Source organism: Faecalibacterium sp. I3-3-33, assembly GCF_023347295.1.
Lineage (GTDB): Bacteria > Bacillota > Clostridia > Oscillospirales > Ruminococcaceae > Faecalibacterium.
In genome coordinates this window covers 2,347,075-2,365,433 of record NZ_CP094469.1, presented here as the reverse complement: position 1 = coordinate 2,365,433, position 18,359 = coordinate 2,347,075, and the positions used below count along the sequence as shown (strand labels likewise).

The following is an 18,359-nucleotide window of genomic DNA, read 5'->3' as shown; positions in this document are numbered from 1 at the left end:
GTATTTGTGCGGGGTGCACGGAACTGAATGTGGTTCGTGCGCAATAAACTACATTTCGTGCGCAATCCATCGAAAACAGTGCGCGAAATATGTTATACTCAACAACGCAAAATTTGCCAAAAGACGTTACTTTTGGACATTCCAGGAGGATATCGATACATGACCCGTTCCCAGATGATCGAAACCGTGGCACGCAAGACCGGCTTTACCGAAGCTCAGGTCGAGACCACGATGGATGCAATGTTTGACCAGATCGCGGACTGCCTGCGTGCTGACGAAAAGGTGACCATCGCCGGCTTTGGCCGCTTTGAGATGCGCCCCCGCAAGCCGAAGGCTTACACCAACCCCAAGACCAAGGTCTCCAGCCAGCTGGAGTCCACCTCCATCCCCGGCTTCAAGGCCAGCGGCCGCTTCAAGCAGAAGCTGGAAGCCGGCAAGAAGAGCGTGGAAGAGACCGCCTGATCCCTGCATAATGAGAACCGTACCCGTGACCCCGGGTGCGGTTCTTTTTGTTTGCCAAAAACTCTGTTGTGAAAATGGGATATCGGAACGCCCGCAGGCGTTCCGATATCCCGAAATTCAAAATCATTTTCCGCTGAAAATGCCCAGAGTGCAACGACGACGACCGCCGCCAGCGGCGGAAGCAGGGAGGAGTTGTTGGGGCAGCGGCCAGCAAGACACAAGTGCCGCTCAAGGCACGAAGCGGATGCTGGGAGCCGCAACCCGATAAGCGGAGGGCATTTTAAATCGTCCTGCCCTGCGTGCGGCGCACGGTATCTTTTGGTTTCTCTGCTGACAAGCGCGGCATTTCATGCTATACTTGTTGCAACGAGAAAAACGCCACAAAAGAACGGAGTTGTCCAAATGCTTTACAGCGAGTTGCAGTGCAGCGAAGCCATCCACAAGGCTGTGGAACGCATGGGCTTTGCCGAAATGACAGAAATTCAGGAAAAGACCATCCCCCTCATGCTGGCCGGGCATGATGTCATTGCCAAGGCACCCACCGGTACCGGTAAGACCTGTGCCTTTGGCATCCCGGTGGTGGAGCATATCCAGCCGGAAAACAAATACCCGCAGGCCGTCATCATGGCACCCACCCGGGAGCTTGCCCAGCAGATCGCTGAGGAACTGACCAACCTCACCTACTTTATGCCCGAGGTGCAGGTGGCCTGCGTGTACGGCGGCGCCAATATGGAAAAGCAGGCAAAGCGTCTGGCCGAGGGCTGCCAGATCGTGGTAGCCACCCCGGGCCGCCTGATGGATCACTACAAGCACCACAGCATCGATATCTCCCATGTGACCCAGATCGTGCTGGACGAGGCCGACGAAATGCTGAACATGGGCTTTTATAAGGATGTGCGTCACATCATCGAGATGATGAAGGCACGCAAGGCGCTGTCCATGTTCTCGGCCACCATCAGCCGCGAGGTGATGGATATCGGCTGGCTGTACCAGCACAACGCCGAGGAGATCACCGTGCAGCCCCGGGAGGAAAGCCAGCCCAAGATCACCCAGTATATGCTGGAGACCTCCGGCCGCAACAAGCTGTCGGATCTGGCACAGATCATCATCGGCGAGGGCTACAAGCGGGTCATGGTGTTCTGCGATACCAAGTTCAACACCGCCACGCTGGCAAACCAGCTGGCACGGCTGGGCTTCTCGGTGGATTGCCTGCACGGCGACCTCTCCCAGAAGGAGCGCAACCAGATCATGCAGGCTTTCCGGGACGGCAAGCTGGCTATTCTGGTGGCGACCGACGTTGCCGCCCGCGGCATTGATGTCTCGGACGTGGATGCCGTTATCAACTACGATGTTCCCGGCGAGAACGAGCACTACACCCACCGCATCGGCCGCACCGGCCGCGCCAAAAAAGAGGGCGTGAGTTACCTGTTCTATGTGCCGGAGGAAAAGAAGCGTGTGCAGGAGCTGCTGCGCCTGACCCGCAATACCGACCTGTGCACCCCGGTGCACTTCGACTTCAACCACGAGCATATCGTGGTGGAGAAAAAGCAGGACAACGCAGACCGTTTCCAGATCAAGTGCTATTTTTAAAGGAAGGAGCTGCTGTACGACCTTGTGCGGCGGCTCTTTTTGCAAAAAGGCTTGACCTTCCCCTTTGTGGAAGGTGTAGAATACTCCCGTAAGGAGGGGGTCGTGACCCATGAAGATCAACGAAGTGGAAGCCGCCGTCGGCGTGACCAAAAAGAACATCCGCTTTTATGAGGAAGAGGGGCTCATCAGTCCCAGCCGCGAGCCGGGCAACGGCTACCGCAGCTACTCGCAGGCGGATGTGGAGCGCCTGCGCCGCATCAAGCTGCTGCGTAAGCTGGACGTGCCGCTGGCAGAGATCCGGGAGATGCTGGAAGGGCAGCGCACGCTGGCCGAGGGCATGAGCCTGCAGCTGGAACGTCTGCGCAGCCGCCGCGCCGACTTGGAGGAAGCAATCGGCTTTTGCACGCTGCTCCAACAGGAGAACGGCCCTCTGGAACAACTGGATGTGGAGCAGACGCTGGCGCGCCTGACCGCACGGGAAGAACAGGGAGTGACTTTTGTGAACATTGAACGTACCGACCAAAAGACCCGCCGCATCCGGGGCGCCTGCATCGGTGCTGCCCTTTTTGTGGCCATGATGGCCTTTATAATGGCCACCATGGGCTGGGCAGTTTACACCGACCCGCAGGATGCCCCGCCGCTGCCGCTGCTGGTGGTGATGTTCGGCATCCCGGCGGGCTGCATCGTAGGCACCCTGAAGGTGCTGCTGGATCGGATCGAAGAAATCGGAAAGGGAGAAGAAGATGCTTATCGTAACTATTAACGAGATCCCGGGCAAAAAGCTGGAGGCACTGGGCGTGGTGCGTGGCAGCACAGTGCAGAGCCGCAACCTTGGCCACGACATGATGGCCGGCTTCCGCACCCTTGTGGGCGGCGAGGTGACCGACTACGCCGATATGCTCACCGAAGCCCGGCAGATCGCCACCGGACGCATGGTCAAGGACGCTGAAAGCCTTGGCGCAGATGCCATTGTGGGCATGCGGTACGCCTCTGCCAGCGTCATGCAGGGCGCGGCAGAGGTGATCGCTTACGGAACGGCGGTGAAATTCGTATGACGGTAAAAGAAAAACAGAGTTTCGGCCTGTACTTCCTGCTCGCCTTCGGCATGGCGTGGCTGTGTCAGGTCGGCGGCTGCATGGCACTATTGCAGCAGAATAATGCGGTGCTGTATCAGCTGGCGCTCATCGTTACCATGTTCTGCCCGCTGCTGGCGGTTCTGCCGGTGCAAAAGGCATTTCTGCGCCAGCCCACCGGTATCGGCTGGAAGGTGCAGGGCAAGCGTCGGTTCTGGCTGGCGGCATGGTTCGGCCCGGCGGTGCTCACTCTGCTGGGCGCAGTGCTGTATTTTGCAGTGTTCCCCTCCCGGCTGGACTTTTCCGGCAGCTGGCTGGTAGCCGCCTACGGCGGTGAGATGGACGCGCAGACCCTGCGCAGCCAGCTGGGGGTCTCTACCCTCAGCTATCTGCTGCAAAACGGGCTGTTTGCGGTGCTCCTTGCCCCAGCCATCAATATGTTCCCCGCGCTGGGCGAGGAGGTCGGCTGGCGCGGCTACATGATGCCTCGCCTGAAAGAGCGGTTCGGTCTGCTGAATGGCCGTCTGCTGGGCGGCGTTGTGTGGGGCATCTGGCATTGGCCGCTGATGCTGCTAGTGGGCTACGAGTACGGCATCAACTATCTGGGCGCACCCCTGTTGGGTCTGGTGGTGTGGTGCGTGGTCTGCTTTGCCCTCAACACCCTGTTAGATATCCTCTACGAGAAAACGGAGTGTATCTGGGTGCCCGCCATTGCGCATGGAGCGTTCAACGCCATTGCGGCGCTGCCGCAGGTGCTGGTCACCCCGGCAGATGCTTATTATAATGTACTGGGTCCCATGCCCATTGGACTGATCGCCGCACTGCCGATGCTGGCGGCGGCTGTCTGGCTGACCCTGCGGGAAATGAAGCAGGAAGAAAAGAACTGAATCCCAAGGCAACAGCCGCTGCACTTTTGTGCGGCGGCTGTTTTTGCGCAGAAATGGTGGAAGAAAGGTCAAAACATCCCCTGAAACTGAGCAAAAAACTGGATGATGTATACAAAGCGCAAAAAAAGCCGAAAAAAATGTAAAAAAGACTTGCAAAAGTAGTTGCGGTATGGTACTATATGTGAGCGCCAAGCGCTGAGACAAAAGAATGACTTCTGAAAGCTCGGCAGGAAGCCCTTGAAAAGAACCAATAGACGCTGAAAAGTTCCGGTTGATACCGAAAAACTCAAAGCGATCCAAGTTCACAAAACTTCAAAAGCTTCTCAAAAAAGTGCTTGACAAAAAACCGCTTCTGTGGTAAAATAATCAAGTCGTCAGCCGATAAGGCCGCGGCGCACAGGACCTTGAAAATTGAACAATATCGAAAGAACTTGTAACGGAACCTATTTTCGTGTTGGAAAAACACGGTAAACAATTCCAAACAAAAGTAATTCACACAGGACGCAAGCGATTGCGTGCTGAGCGAAACAAGATTTAACACTTTTAAGTGATAAATATCATTTATAAAGAGTTTGATCCTGGCTCAGGACGAACGCTGGCGGCGCGCCTAACACATGCAAGTCGAACGAGCGAGAGAGAGCTTGCTTTCTTGAGCGAGTGGCGAACGGGTGAGTAACGCGTGAGGAACCTGCCTCAAAGAGGGGGACAACAGTTGGAAACGACTGCTAATACCGCATAAGCCCACGGGTCGGCATCGACCAGAGGGAAAAGGAGTGATCCGCTTTGAGATGGCCTCGCGTCCGATTAGCTAGTTGGTGAGGTAACGGCCCACCAAGGCGACGATCGGTAGCCGGACTGAGAGGTTGAACGGCCACATTGGGACTGAGACACGGCCCAGACTCCTACGGGAGGCAGCAGTGGGGAATATTGCACAATGGGGGAAACCCTGATGCAGCGACGCCGCGTGGAGGAAGAAGGTCTTCGGATTGTAAACTCCTGTTGTTGAGGAAGATAATGACGGTACTCAACAAGGAAGTGACGGCTAACTACGTGCCAGCAGCCGCGGTAAAACGTAGGTCACAAGCGTTGTCCGGAATTACTGGGTGTAAAGGGAGCGCAGGCGGGAAGACAAGTTGGAAGTGAAATCCATGGGCTCAACCCATGAACTGCTTTCAAAACTGTTTTTCTTGAGTAGTGCAGAGGTAGGCGGAATTCCCGGTGTAGCGGTGGAATGCGTAGATATCGGGAGGAACACCAGTGGCGAAGGCGGCCTACTGGGCACCAACTGACGCTGAGGCTCGAAAGTGTGGGTAGCAAACAGGATTAGATACCCTGGTAGTCCACACTGTAAACGATGATTACTAGGTGTTGGAGGATTGACCCCTTCAGTGCCGCAGTTAACACAATAAGTAATCCACCTGGGGAGTACGACCGCAAGGTTGAAACTCAAAGGAATTGACGGGGGCCCGCACAAGCAGTGGAGTATGTGGTTTAATTCGACGCAACGCGAAGAACCTTACCAAGTCTTGACATCCTGCGACGGTTCTGGAAACAGAACTTTCCTTCGGGACGCAGAGACAGGTGGTGCATGGTTGTCGTCAGCTCGTGTCGTGAGATGTTGGGTTAAGTCCCGCAACGAGCGCAACCCTTATGGTCAGTTACTACGCAAGAGGACTCTGGCCAGACTGCCGTTGACAAAACGGAGGAAGGTGGGGATGACGTCAAATCATCATGCCCTTTATGACTTGGGCTACACACGTACTACAATGGCGTTAAACAAAGAGAAGCAAGACCGCGAGGTGGAGCAAAACTCAGAAACAACGTCCCAGTTCGGACTGCAGGCTGCAACTCGCCTGCACGAAGTCGGAATTGCTAGTAATCGCAGATCAGCATGCTGCGGTGAATACGTTCCCGGGCCTTGTACACACCGCCCGTCACACCATGAGAGCCGGGGGGACCCGAAGTCGGTAGTCTAACCGCAAGGAGGACGCCGCCGAAGGTAAAACTGGTGATTGGGGTGAAGTCGTAACAAGGTAGCCGTAGGAGAACCTGCGGCTGGATCACCTCCTTTCTAAGGAGTCAGGCAATGACAGAGCATCTAAGATGGTCAGTCATTGGAACAGGTGATACGTGAGAGTTTAAGTAGATATTGTTCGATTTTGAGGGCCCTGAAAAGGACACTCAAAGACGTACCTTGAAAACTGAATAATAACTGCGAAACAAAGATTATAGTAAGTTCTTTTTTAAGAAATATTACAATTTCAAAAGGAAGGGTAACAATAATCTTCGTTGGCAAGAGAGAATCAAGAGGATACCAAATGTTCCAAAAGAACGTTTGAAAGGTCAAGCGAACAAGGGCGCAGGGCGAATGCCTTGGCACTGGGAGCCGATGAAAGACGTGATAAGCTGCGATAAGCTTCGGGGAGCTGCAAATAAGCATTGATCCGGAGATTTCTGAATGAGGAAACTCACCTGGGTTCATACTCAGGTACGTTATACTGAACTTAAAAATAGGTATATCGAGGGAACCGCCTGAACTGAAACATCTAAGTAGGGCGAGGAAGAGACATCAAACGAGATTCCGTAAGTAGTGGCGAGCGAACGCGGAAGAGGGCAAACCGGGAGTAGAAATACTTCCGGGGTACGGACTGCTTTTAGGACTTAATCTGTTAACCGAACGGCATGGGAAGGCCGGTCAGAGAGTGTGAGAACCACGTAGGTGAAAACGGAGAGAGCTGCGCAGGATCCAGAGTACGGCCAGACACGTGAAACCTGGTCGGAATACGGGGGGACCACCCTCCAACCCTAAATACTACCCAGTGACCGATAGCGTATAGTACTGTGAAGGAAAGGTGAAAAGCACCCCGGGAGGGGAGTGAAAAAGAACCTGAAACCCTGTGCCTACAAGCACCTAGAGCACGTCAATGTGTGATAGGGTACTTTTTGTAGAACGGTCCGGCGAGCGATTGTATGCAGCAAGGTTAAGGACTTAAGGTCTGGAGCCGAAGCGAAAGCGAGTTTGAAAAGGGCGTTAAGTTGCATACAATGGGCCCGAAACCGGGTGACCTACCCATGGTCAGGTTGAAGTGGAAGTAAAATTCCATGGAGGACCGAACCGACCTCCGTTGAAAAGGCGGCGGATGAACTGTGGGTAGCGGAGAAATTCCAATCGAACCCGGAGATAGCTGGTTCTCCCCGAAATAGTTTTAGGACTAGCCTCAAGTTAGATACCTGGAGGTAAAGCACTGAATAGCCTAGCGGCCGAGAGGTTAGCGAAGCTTATCAAACTCAGAATGCCAGAGTATTGATGCTTGGGAGTCAGACAGTGTCAGATAAATGTCATTGTCAAAAGGGAAACAGCCCAGATCTACAGCTAAGGTCCCAAAGTCAGGTTAAGTGGAAAACGATGTGAAGATACGTAGACAACCAGGATGTTGGCTCAGAAGCAGCCACACATTCAAAGAGTGCGTAATAGCTCACTGGTCGAGCGTCTTTGCGCGGAGAATTTAACGGGGCTAAACCTGACACCGAAGCTTAGGCAATACAGTAATGTATTGGGTAGGGGAGCGTTGTATACGCGGTGAAACAGTAGCGCAAGCGGCTGTGGAGTGTATAGAAGTGAGAATGCCGGAATGAGTAGCGCGAATGCAGTGAGAATCTGCATGGCCGAAAGCCTCAGGTTTCTGGAGGAAGGTTCGTCCGCTCCAGGTTAGTCGGGAGCTAAGGTGAGGCCTAACGGCGTAGCCGATGCACAGACGGTAGAGATTCCGTCACCACCAAAAGAGTTAAACACAGGGACACATTTGAAGTCTCGGAGCCGGGTGTTGGTTCCGGTAGCGATCGAGGGAAATTAGTACCGAAGTCCGGGATGGAAGATGGCGAGAAAAGCTGTGTGTATTTCTGCGGTGCCCGTACCGCAAACCGACACAGGTAGGTAGGAAGAAGATTCTAAGGCCAACGGGAGAAGGGTTGTTAAGGAACTCGGCAAATTGACCCCGTAACTTCGGGAGAAGGGGTGCTCCAGAGATGGAGCCGCAGAGAATCGGCCCAAGCAACTGTTTACCAAAAACACAGGTTTGTGCTAAATCGAAAGATGACGTATACGAGCTGACGCCTGCCCGGTGCTGGAAGGTTAAGAGGAGATGTGCAAGCATTGAATCGAAGCCCCAGTGAACGGCGGCCGTAACTATAACGGTCCTAAGGTAGCGAAATTCCTTGTCAGGTAAGTTCTGACCCGCATGAAAGGCGTAATGATTTGGGCACTGTCTCGACAGCCCGCCCGGCGAAATTGTAGTACCGGTGAAGATGCCGGTTACCCGCGACAAGACGGAAAGACCCCATGGAGCTTTACTGTAGCCTAATATTGGGTTTCGATGTTGCATGCACAGGATAGATGGGACACTGGGAAGCAAGTGCTTTGGCATTTGTGGAGTGGCCGTTGGGATACCATCCTTGCGATATTGGAATTCTAACCTGCGCCTTTGAATCAAGGCGGGGGACATTGTTAGGTGGGCAGTTTGACTGGGGCGGTCGCCTCCTAAAGAGTAACGGAGGCGTTCAAAGGTTCGCTCAGCTTGAACGGAAATCAAGCAAAAGAGTGCAAACGCAGAAGCGAGCCTAACTGCGAGACTGACGGGTCGAGCAGTAACGAAAGTTGGAGTTAGTGATCCGGTGGTATGTGAGTGGAAATGCCATCGCTCAACGGATAAAAGTTACCCTGGGGATAACAGGCTGATCTCCCCCAAGAGTCCACATCGACGGGGAGGTTTGGCACCTCGATGTCGGCTCATCGCATCCTGGGGCTGTATTCGGTCCCAAGGGTTTGGCTGTTCGCCAATTAAAGCGGTACGCGAGCTGGGTTCAGAACGTCGTGAGACAGTTCGGTCCCTATCTGTCGTGGGCGCAGGATATTTGATGGGAGCTGTTCCTAGTACGAGAGGACCGGAGCGGACGTACCTCTGGCGCACCAGTTGTTCTGCCAAGGGCATAGCTGGGCAACTATGTACGGATCGGATAAACGCTGAAAGCATCTAAGCGTGAAGCCGACCCAAAGATAAGATATCCCATTGTTTCAAACAAGTAAGACCCCTTGAAGACTACAAGGTTGATAGGCACGATGTGTAAGTGGAGTGATCCATTCAGCAAGCGTGTACTAATAGGTCGAGGGCTTGACCACAATTCGCTTGAGACTTTTAAGTCAACGAAAAAATGTTAGCAGTGATTATTCAGTTTTGAAGGCACGTCCTTCTAAAAATACTGGACAGTAAAGCAGAAATGTGATATACTGATTCAGTCAAATCGGTCGGTGTCGATGACGGTAAGGTTCCACCTGTTCCCATTCCGAACACAGAAGTTAAGCTTACTTGTGCCGAAGATAGTTAGCTGGAAACGGCTTGTGAAAATAGGTAGTCGCCGACTTAACAAAGAGCTCTGAGATGAAAGTCTCAGGGCTTTTTTGTTGCATAAAAATATGACATGATTTTTGGTTGTAATGCCAATAGGTCAGGACTTGACAGAAACACTACTATGTAATACAATGTAGATAAGCTACTACGCATTACATACTAGCGGAGAGGAGGACTTATGGAAAACAATGCACAACTTTTAAAGGGTGTTCTGGAATATTGTGTCCTGAAATTGATTGCGCAAGAGCCGACCTATGGCTATGAGATCGTGATGCATTTGAAACAGGTCGGATTTTCTGACTTGAGTGAAAGCACACTCTATCCGCTGCTATTGCGCTTGGAGCAGCAGGGAAAGGTTACGGTAGAGCGCAGACCTTCCCCCAAGGGACCAAGTCGAAAATATTACGTCGTAACGGAAGAAGGACGGCAGGCGCTTCTTGAGTTCCGGCAGGATTGGAGCCAGCTCTGCCAGCTGGTGAAAAAAATTTTTAAGGAGGAGCCAGATGAATAAGTATTTTGCATTGCGAAAAACAAACCGGATGCGTACCGAGTTGCTGACTGAAAAAAGTCAGGAGCAACTTAAAGAAGTGATTCGTTATCTTCGCCGGGTCAGCTGGGACTTCTGTGGTATCGAACTTGTGCGCAGCGATTTGCTTGATATTGCAATCCAAGCCAACAAGGAAAATCAGGAACTGTTTCATTCGATTTCGGACGCAAAGACCTTTGTGGACGAGGTCAAGCCCAGCTTGAAAACACTGAGAGCCGGGGATTACTTCTGGTATGTTGCACCGCTGTATTTCTTTTTTGGGTGGGGCGTGGAAGGCTTGCTGCTCTATCCGGTAATTGGAAATTGGGTTTTTGAGCTTTCGGTAGGCTATCTGATGCAGTTAGCTGTTGCATTGACCGCGTTTTGCATACTGTTCCGCCGGATGATGGAGCAGGTAGGTTTTCCTCCACGGGAACACTGGCTCAAATATATCGCTTGGATGGCGCTATATATCGTAGTGCTGTATGGGACAGGCTGGTTCTTTACCCGGATCGCGGGTAAGATTGTACTGCTGCGGCTTCCGATTCTTAGCTATTCAATCTTTTGTCTGCTTCTGGGTGCGGGACTGTATGCAATCCATTTCTGGCAATATGGAAAAGACCCACGACTGAGTGCTCGCATATAAAGAAAAAGCGGGGCTGCATACCTTAATAGGTAGTCGCCGACTTAACTAAAAGCTCTGAGATGAAAGCCTCAGGGCTTTTTTGTTGCGCTAAAGGGTTGCAGAACGGGGAAAAAGCTGGTATCCTCAAAGCAGGAAAGGGTGAGAGTATGCGTTCGGACAGAACCCGCAAGGATACAGCAAAGTATTATGCAGTGGTACTGGCATTTTTACTGTTTTGCAGCATCATATTTTATGTGCAGGCACATTACCAGCACACCTCGGCGTCCCGGCCGGAGGACGATTATCAGGGCAGGATACCGCAGTTTCATAGCAGCGTAGATCGGGATGCTGACGGCGTAGACGATCAATTGGATATTCTGAACGGAGCAATGGCCTATGTGAGCACACATCCAAAATACAAAAGCCGCTATTATGAGACCGGTTATCCTGACGATGGTTATGGCGTTTGCACCGATGTAGTTGCTTATGCCTTGAAGAATGCAGGATATGACCTGCAAGTGCTTGTGGATGCAGATATCCGGGAGCAGCCACAGGATTACATGGTAGCAGAACCGGATGCAAACATAGATTTCCGACGGGTGCGGAACCTGAAGGTGTTTTTTGCACACACAGCAGCTGCCCTGACCACAGATGTCTCAGAAATAGAGGAATGGCAGGGCGGCGATGTTGTGATTTTTGAAAGACATATCGGTATCGTGTCCGACCGGCGAAATAAAAACGGAGTGCCCTATATCATTCACCACAATGACCCATGGCAGGCGGCTTACGAGCAGGACATTCTGGAAAAACGCACCGACATCGCGGGCCATTACCGAATTTCAAAATAAAAGCGGCCCCGCTGCACTGTGCATAACAGTGCGGCGGGGCCGCATACTTTATTGGGTGGTGTACCGGTTACGATACAAGCCTCAGCTTAGCCCTTGCCTGCGCAGCCGAACAGCTCGATCTTCTCCTTGCACTTGGCCTCGATGGCCTTTGCGCCGGGAGCCAGCAGCTTGCGGGGGTCGAAGCCCTTGCCCTGCTGATCCTTGCCTTCTTCGATGTACTTACGGGTGGCCTCAGCAAACACCAGCTGGCACTCGGTATTGATGTTGATCTTGGAAACGCCCAGGCTGATGGCCTTTGCGATCATCTCATCGGGGATGCCGGTGCCGCCGTGCAGAACCAGAGGAATGTTGTTGGTGGCCTTGTGGATGCGGTCCAGAGCCTCGAAGTCCAGACCCTTCCAGTTTGCGGGGTAGACGCCGTGGATGTTGCCGATGCCGGCAGCCAGGAAGTCGATGCCCAGAGCGGTGATTTTTGCGCACTCTTCGGGATCAGCGATCTCGCCAGCGCCCACAACGCCGTCCTCAACGCCGCCGATGGAGCCGACCTCGGCCTCGATGCTCATGCCGTGAGCGTGTGCCAGAGCAACCAGCTCCTTGGTCTTTTCCACGTTCTCCTCGATGGAGTAGTGGCTGCCATCGAACATGATGGAAGAGAAGCCGGCCTCAACGCAGGCCTTGCAGCCCTCGTAGGTGCCGTGATCCAGATGCAGAGCAACGGGAACGGTGATGCCCATGGAATCGACCATGGCGCTGACCATAGCGGCAACAGTCTTGAAGCCGGTCATGTACTTACCTGCACCCTCGGAAACACCCAGAATGACGGGGCTCTTCATTTCCTCGCAGGCGGTCAGGACTGCCTTGGTCCACTCCAGATTATTGATGTTGAACTGCGGCACACCGTAGTGGCCATCGCGTGCCTTGAGCAGCATTTCGGTTGCATTTACCAACATTATTCATTACCTCCAAAAATTATCGGGGTTCCGGCTCTGCCACACACCGCATTGTGCATGGTTTAACAAGCCCACATGGTTAGTATACCCCAAACTGCGCCTAAAATCAATCCGAACAGGCGCTTTTTCTTGCATAGAGCTGCTGCGGAACGGGCACGGCACAAAGCAGCTCCAGCGGCTGCATCAGAAACATATCACGTTTGGCGACAAAAATCCATATATGCTGCAACATCTGCCTTGCGCGCGGGCGGCGCGGGTTTTCAACACATTTTAACATTCGTCAAAATGATATTGGAGGAAATTGCAAAAGAGGACAATTTCCGGTTTAAAAAATTGTCACAATTCCGACTTGAATTTTACAAATTGTAAGGCTTTTGCCAAGATATGGGGGAAGCTGCTGTTGAAAACCCGGTGGAAACTGTTTAATTCCACCCAGAAAACAGGCGCTGCGGCTGGACTTTTACACACTTTCCACCAGGTTTTCAACTTGTGGAAAAATCATAGGCTGTTTACGGAATGTATAGCCATTTTTTGTGGAAAACTTTTTGCCTTGGCAAAACAGCGGAAATGCGCCGGGCTTCCCGGGCGGCGGGCAAAACATTTTTACAGCCGCCCAGTCTGGCAGGGAAGCTGCGTTTTACTGAAAAAATTTTAGGTGTCTGGGAATAAAATCCCTGCAATTTGTGGCGAAGCCGGACGAGATATGGTATACTTTATCTTGGATTATCATAAACAAAATAAAACGCTCCGGCGCGGCACTGCCCGCCCGGAACGGAAGGAGCATAAAAAGATGGAAGAACGTAACCAGCCGCGCCGTCCGCGCCGCGATGCAGAGCAGCCGCAGCAGAAGAGTGAGAGCCTGATCTACGGCAAAAACCCGGTGACCGAGCTGCTGAAGAGCGGCTCCGGTGTGGACACCGTGCTCATTGCCGAGGGGATGGCTCCGGCAGTGGCGGCATACTATACAGCACTGGCCAAGGAAGCCGGCGCAACGGTCAAGCGGGTGCACCCCAACAAGCTGCGCCTGATGACCGGCACCGAGAGCCATCAGGGCGTAGCGGCCTTTGCCAGCGAGATCGAGTATGCGACCGTGGAGGATCTGCTGGCAGCAGCCAAGGCCAAGGGCGAGCCGCCGTTTCTGGTGCTCAGCGACGGCATTGAGGATCCCCACAATCTGGGGGCAGTCATGCGCAGCGCATTGCTGTGCGGTGCCCACGGCATCGTCATCCCCAAGCGGGGTGGTGCATCCGTTACCCCCACCGTCATCAAGTCCAGCGCAGGCGCTGCCGAGCGTCTGCCGGTGGCGCGTGTGGCCAATATCGGCGAGACCATCCGCCGCCTGAAGGAGCAGGGCGTGTTCGTCTACTGCGCCGATATGGACGGTGTGTCTCTGCGCAAGAACAACCTGACCGGCCCCATCGCACTGGTACTGGGCAGCGAGGGCAGCGGGGTGTCCCAGCTGGTCAAGAAGCTGTGTGACGGTGTGGTGCGGCTGGATATGGCTGCCCCCGGCACCGGCGTGGATAGCTATAACGTTTCGGTGGCGGCAGGTATCATCCTGTACGAGATCCAGTCGCAGCGCGCCGTAGAAGAATAAAACAAGCGGTAAACTCCATCCAGAACAGTGGGAGGGACAAGGATGCCGAACAATAAAAATGAACGCAAGGGCAAGCAGGCGGGGGAGCTCTCGGCAGAAGAGCGGTTCCGCAACTTTTTCAGCACCAGCGTGATCGATCTGCCCGAGGAAATGACCCGCCGGGATGAGCCTGCCCCGGTGGAGGAAAAGCCCAAGGCCGGGCTGATGGGCAAGCTGTTCGGCCACGACAAAGAAGAGACGTCCGCCCCGGCACAGCCGGTGCTGGAGATCCCCACCGGCGAGATCCTGCTGGGGGCAGATGCAAAGCCGGTGCAGCCGGAGCAGGAGGACATGGCGCTGGAGCTGCGCACCGCAGACCCTATTCCGGCTATGCCGATGCAGCCTGCCCGGGTAGAGCCTGCCAAGGCTGTCCCGGCAGAGCCGGTGCCTGCACCCAAGGCAGCTGCTGCCGTGCAGCCGCAGCCGGAAAAGCCTGTACCCCAGCCGGAGCCGCAGCCTGTTGCAGCCCCCAAAAAGCAGCCCAACGCAAAGAACGCCCCGGAGACGCTGCTGCCGCAGGAGGAGCTGGAGCAGCGGGAGATGCAGCAGCTGAAGGATATGCTCAACGACATGAGCGGCAAGGCAAAGCCTGCCCCGCAGCCCGTAAAACCTGTGCAGGCGCAGCCTAAGGTGCAGCCCGCACCTGCACAGCCCGCCGCAGAGCCGGAGAAAGCCCCTGTAAAGGCCGCACAAAAGGCCGCCGAGAAGCTGCCGTCAGCGGTGTTTGCCAACGCTCCGGCAGACCCGGAAACGCTGCCGAAAAAGCCTGAGAAAAAGTCGATTTTCCAGATGTTCGGCACGGCAGAGGACGAAAAGCCCGCTGCCCGCAAGCCGGAAAAAGAGGATACCATGAGCCTGCCGCTGCTCCCGCTGGAGCAGGATGGCGCTCCTGCTGATGAAACAGCACCCGCACCGGCAGCTGCCGCCCCTGCGGCTCCGGCACAGCCCGAGACCGCACCCGCAGCAGAAGCAGCTGCCCCTGCCGAGGATACTGTGCCGGAATCCACCACCGACAAGCTGCACCACATGGCCGCAGAGCTGACCTTGCGCTGTGTGCTGGCGGGCATTCTGGCCGTGGTGCTGCTGCACCTTGGGCTGACGGCAGAGCGTCTGCTGCCGCCGCTTTCGGTGCTGGACCCGGACGCTGCCCCGGCGGCGTTCTATGCGGCCAATCTGCTGCTGTTTGCCGCCAGCCTGCTGGTGGGCTACCCGGTACTGCGGGACGGTCTGACGGGTCTGCGCGGTCGTCCCAGTGCAGACACCATGCCCGCGTTGGCTGCTGTGGCAGCCCTGCTGCAGGCGGTAGTGGCCATGCTGAATGCCAACGCCTACCGCAGCACTGAGGGCATCGGTCTGCTGACCGGTATGGCGGCGCTGGGACTGTTTCTGGCGCTGGTGGGCAGCCGGGTAATGCTGGCTGCCGTGCAGGGCGGCTACGCGCTGGCCGCAGAGGGCGGCGAACTGCGGGGCGCTTACCGCACCCGAGATAAAGACCTGATCCGCGCCCTCGCCCGGGATCTGGAACAGAAGGACCCATGGGTGCTGCTGAGCCGCCCGGTGCAGACCGCCAGCGATGATTTTGTGGAGCAGAGCCTCAGCGAGCGCGCCAGCGAGCGCCGCGCCCGCAAGGTGGCCTATATCCTGCTGGCGGCAGCAGTGCTCAGCGGCGTAGCTTTCCTGCTGTTCGGCGGCAGCATCAACTGCGCCGTGGCTGCGGCTGCGGCTGTGCTGTGCATGGGCGCGCCCCTTTCCTCGGTGCTGGTGCCCGGTCTGGCGGCGCTGCGGCTGCAAAGAGCGGCTGCCGCTGTGGGCGCTGTGGTGCCCGGCTGGGCTGCCATTGAGGAGCTGGGCGGCATCGACACCATTGAGCTGGACGCCGATGACCTGTTTACCGCCGACAGCGTAACGCTGGAGGATATCCGTATCTTCAAGGGCGGCCGCATCGACCGCGCCATCCTGTATGCGGCCAGTGTGCTGAACGAGAGCTGCGATACCCTGCGCGGGCTGTTCAGCCAGATCATCGAGGACCGCACCGATATCCTGTTCCCGGTCAAGGATCTGGAGCAGCACACCGGGCTGGGTTTCTCGGCATGGTGCGACAATAACCGCATCCTCATCGGCACCCGCCGCTACATGGAGCAGGAGGGCGTTACCCTGCCGGAGCAGGATTACGAGGACGGCCACTCCAAAAACGGCGAGCTGCAAATTTTGTATCTGGCAGTGTCCGGCAATCTGCATGCCATGTTCGTGCTGCGCTATGTGGGCGGCCGCAATGTGGCACGCAGCCTTGTTTCCCTGCAAAAGGAGAACATCCGTCTGCTGGTCACCAGCAAGGACCCCAGCCTGACGGCACGGCACATCACCGAGGCGTACCATTTGCCGGAGGGTATGGTCACCGTGCTGGACGGCGAGCAGTGTCAGGCCATTGAAGCCGCTGATGCTGCCCCGGAAAAGCCCAAGTGCTGCCTGTACCACCACAGAGGCTTTGCCAGCCTGACTGGCGGCTTGCAGGCCGCAGATCAGGCACAGAATGCCGAGACCAGCGCCACCACGGTGCAGTTGGTGTCGGTGTGCTTCTCGGTGTTCATTGCAGTGCTGCTGACCTACGCAGGCAGCATCTGGCAGCTTTCCATCGCCACAGTGCTGATGTATCAGGCTGCATGGAGCGCCCTGAGCATCGCCGTCTGCGCCCTGAAGCAGCATAGCTGATTTTTATAGCAAAGGGGCAAGGTCAAGCAGCATTTGTAGATGCTGTTTCCAATCACGACCCCTCCCGTGAAAATACAAGCCCGGAAAGTCCGCAGACTTTCCGGGCTTGTTCTAATTTAAAATAGTTTTTCCGCTGATTTTGCCCAGAGCAAACGCGGCGGGCATTTTAAATCGTTTTATCGGAGAAGAATCCACCGCACAAAATACGCTGTGCGGTGGATTCTTTTCAATGTAGCTTTTTGCGCTTTTCGTAGTCGTTCAGGGCGGTCAGCGCCTCGCCGGAGAGGGGAACGAGCGCCAGCATATTGAAGATGGTCATCAGTCCGATGCCCACATCGCCCAGATCCCACACCACGGTGTAGGCCTGTGTGCCGCCCACCAGCAGCATGGCCAGCGCCAGCAGCTTGTAGGCGGTCTGGCTCCACCAGTTGTCGCCGCACAGATAGGCCACGTTGCCCCGGGCGTAGTACAGCACCCCCAGAAAGGTGGAGAAGCTGAACAGCGCTAAGATCACCGCAATGAATACGATGCCGAAGCTGCCCAGATGGTACTGCATGGCGGTCTGCAAAAGGCCCATGCCGGTCAGCCCGGCGGTGATGTCCTGCGGCACCAGCAGCATCAGAAAGGCAGTGCAGCTGCAGATGACCACCGTGTCGATCAATACGCCCAGCGCCTGCACAAGACCCATCTTTACCGGGTCGTCGCACTCCGCAGCGGCAGCGGCGCAGGGGGCAGAGCCGCTGCCTGCCTCGTTGGAAAACAACCCGCGCTTGACGCCGTTCATCAGCACCGCACCAAAGCCGCCAGCAGCCACCTGACGCAGGCCGAAGGCCTCGGCAAAGATGCGTGCCAGCACGGCGGGCAGCTGCCGGAAATTCAGTACCACGATGCCCACCGTGATGACAAAGTAGCACACCGCCATGACCGGCACGATGAAGTCAAGGCTTTTTACGGTGGCGTTCTTGCGCAGCACGATCAACGCCGCCAGCAGGGTAAGCACTACGGTGGTGGCCAGCGGCGGGACGTGAAAGGCGTTTTCAAAGGCAGAGCTGACCGAGTTGGAGATGACTTGGCTGATGCCGCACCAGCAGATCAGACCGGATACCGCAAACAGCACCGCGCACACCGAGCGCTTAAGCTTTTTGCCGCGCTTGCGCTCGGCCAGCACATGCAGGTAGTAGGCCGGGCCGCCCCGCCAGCCGCCGTACAGCGGGTCCGGCACGCGGTATTTCTGCGCCAAGGTGGACTCCACAAAGGAGGTGGAAGCACCCAGCAGCGCAGTGACCCACATCCAGAACACCGCGCCCGCACCGCCCGCCGAAACAGCGGCCACCACGCCCACAAGGTTGCCCATGCCTACCCGGGTGGCGGTGGAGATGACCAGTGTCTGGAAGGAGGAAAGCCCGCCCGCAGCCTGCTTTTTTTCGCACACCGCGCCGATCATATCCCGGAACAGGCGCACCGGCAGCAGCCTTGTGCGCAGGGTAAAGCCGATACCGGCTGCAAACAGCAGCACCACCATAAAGGAGATGCCAATGCCGCCCGCCACCGGCAGGGTGAACAAATCGCCCCACAGCAGGCGGTAAAGCGCTTCAATCAGATCAACTATCAAGAAAACAGCCTCCTGTACTTTTGAGAAATAAAGTTG

At 55.6% G+C, this 18,359-nt stretch carries 12 protein-coding genes and 3 rRNA genes; 13 read left to right on the top strand and 2 right to left on the bottom strand.

Annotated features, from left to right (window positions below; genetic code table 11):
* The first annotated feature begins 159 nt into the window (after positions 1-159).
* The 11 genes from MTP39_RS11150 (at position 160) to MTP39_RS11100 (ending at position 11,416) form a co-directional block, all read left to right on the top strand.
* Entirely contained in the window at positions 160-462 is a 303-nt protein-coding gene (locus MTP39_RS11150) for an HU family DNA-binding protein (RefSeq protein WP_005920451.1), read from the top strand.
* A 402-nt stretch (positions 463-864) separates the two neighbouring features.
* Complete coding sequence (locus tag MTP39_RS11145; RefSeq protein WP_249240564.1) at positions 865-2,052, top strand: DEAD/DEAH box helicase; 1,188 nt, start codon at positions 865-867, stop codon at positions 2,050-2,052.
* A 109-nt stretch (positions 2,053-2,161) separates the two neighbouring features.
* Complete coding sequence (locus tag MTP39_RS11140) at positions 2,162-2,815, top strand: MerR family transcriptional regulator (RefSeq protein WP_249240563.1); 654 nt, start codon at positions 2,162-2,164, stop codon at positions 2,813-2,815.
* Positions 2,796-3,107: a heavy metal-binding domain-containing protein gene (locus tag MTP39_RS11135; protein ID WP_005920073.1), complete on the top strand. Its 312-nt coding sequence runs from the start codon at positions 2,796-2,798 to the stop codon at positions 3,105-3,107. The genes MTP39_RS11140 and MTP39_RS11135 overlap by 20 nt, the downstream gene beginning before the upstream one ends.
* Positions 3,104-4,012 (top strand): CPBP family intramembrane glutamic endopeptidase, encoded by a 909-nt coding sequence (locus tag MTP39_RS11130; RefSeq protein ID WP_249240562.1) that lies wholly within the window; start codon positions 3,104-3,106, stop codon positions 4,010-4,012. Before MTP39_RS11135 ends, MTP39_RS11130 begins: the two co-directional genes overlap by 4 nt.
* 560 nt (positions 4,013-4,572) lie before the next feature.
* Positions 4,573-6,083 (top strand): 16S ribosomal RNA (locus MTP39_RS11125).
* A 270-nt stretch (positions 6,084-6,353) separates the two neighbouring features.
* A 23S ribosomal RNA gene (locus MTP39_RS11120) occupies positions 6,354-9,188 on the top strand.
* A 125-nt stretch (positions 9,189-9,313) separates the two neighbouring features.
* A 5S ribosomal RNA gene (rrf, locus tag MTP39_RS11115) occupies positions 9,314-9,430 on the top strand.
* Together the 16S, 23S and 5S rRNA genes form the textbook arrangement of a ribosomal RNA operon.
* A 165-nt stretch (positions 9,431-9,595) precedes the next feature.
* Positions 9,596-9,928 carry a PadR family transcriptional regulator gene (locus MTP39_RS11110; protein ID WP_249240561.1) on the top strand — a complete coding sequence of 111 codons (333 nt, stop codon included), beginning with the start codon at positions 9,596-9,598 and terminating at the stop codon, positions 9,926-9,928.
* Positions 9,921-10,589: a hypothetical protein gene (locus MTP39_RS11105; protein WP_249240560.1), complete on the top strand. Its 669-nt coding sequence runs from the start codon at positions 9,921-9,923 to the stop codon at positions 10,587-10,589. Before MTP39_RS11110 ends, MTP39_RS11105 begins: the two co-directional genes overlap by 8 nt.
* A gap of 146 nt (positions 10,590-10,735) precedes the next feature.
* Entirely contained in the window at positions 10,736-11,416 is a 681-nt protein-coding gene (locus tag MTP39_RS11100) for a DUF1287 domain-containing protein (protein ID WP_249240559.1), read from the top strand.
* A gap of 86 nt (positions 11,417-11,502) precedes the next feature.
* Here the strand turns inward: MTP39_RS11100 and fba are convergent, their stop codons facing one another.
* A complete protein-coding gene (gene fba / locus MTP39_RS11095; RefSeq protein ID WP_005920439.1) occupies positions 11,503-12,366 on the bottom strand; it encodes a class II fructose-1,6-bisphosphate aldolase in 864 nt (287 codons plus the stop codon).
* A gap of 703 nt (positions 12,367-13,069) precedes the next feature.
* Here fba and rlmB point away from each other — a divergent pair.
* Entirely contained in the window at positions 13,070-13,963 is an 894-nt protein-coding gene (gene rlmB, locus MTP39_RS11090) for a 23S rRNA (guanosine(2251)-2'-O)-methyltransferase RlmB (protein WP_055186112.1), read from the top strand.
* A gap of 42 nt (positions 13,964-14,005) precedes the next feature.
* Complete coding sequence (locus MTP39_RS11085) at positions 14,006-16,711, top strand: cell envelope biogenesis protein OmpA (protein WP_249240558.1); 2,706 nt, start codon at positions 14,006-14,008, stop codon at positions 16,709-16,711.
* Between the two features lie 226 nt (positions 16,712-16,937).
* Here the strand turns inward: MTP39_RS11085 and MTP39_RS11080 are convergent, their stop codons facing one another.
* On the bottom strand, positions 16,938-18,323 hold the full coding sequence (locus MTP39_RS11080; RefSeq protein WP_249240557.1) for an alanine/glycine:cation symporter family protein: 1,386 nt from the start codon (positions 18,321-18,323) through the stop codon (positions 16,938-16,940).
* Between the last annotated feature and the right edge of the window lie 36 nt (positions 18,324-18,359).

Coding starts and splice junctions, on each gene's coding strand:
- MTP39_RS11150 (WP_005920451.1), top strand. CDS start 160: ATGACCCGTTCCCAGATGATCGAAACCGTGGCACGCAAGACCGGCTTT.
- MTP39_RS11145 (WP_249240564.1), top strand. CDS start 865: ATGCTTTACAGCGAGTTGCAGTGCAGCGAAGCCATCCACAAGGCTGTG.
- MTP39_RS11140 (WP_249240563.1), top strand. CDS start 2,162: ATGAAGATCAACGAAGTGGAAGCCGCCGTCGGCGTGACCAAAAAGAAC.
- MTP39_RS11135 (WP_005920073.1), top strand. CDS start 2,796: ATGCTTATCGTAACTATTAACGAGATCCCGGGCAAAAAGCTGGAGGCA.
- MTP39_RS11130 (WP_249240562.1), top strand. CDS start 3,104: ATGACGGTAAAAGAAAAACAGAGTTTCGGCCTGTACTTCCTGCTCGCC.
- MTP39_RS11110 (WP_249240561.1), top strand. CDS start 9,596: ATGGAAAACAATGCACAACTTTTAAAGGGTGTTCTGGAATATTGTGTC.
- MTP39_RS11105 (WP_249240560.1), top strand. CDS start 9,921: ATGAATAAGTATTTTGCATTGCGAAAAACAAACCGGATGCGTACCGAG.
- MTP39_RS11100 (WP_249240559.1), top strand. CDS start 10,736: ATGCGTTCGGACAGAACCCGCAAGGATACAGCAAAGTATTATGCAGTG.
- fba (WP_005920439.1), bottom strand. CDS start 12,366: ATGTTGGTAAATGCAACCGAAATGCTGCTCAAGGCACGCGATGGCCAC.
- rlmB (WP_055186112.1), top strand. CDS start 13,070: ATGGTATACTTTATCTTGGATTATCATAAACAAAATAAAACGCTCCGG.
- MTP39_RS11085 (WP_249240558.1), top strand. CDS start 14,006: ATGCCGAACAATAAAAATGAACGCAAGGGCAAGCAGGCGGGGGAGCTC.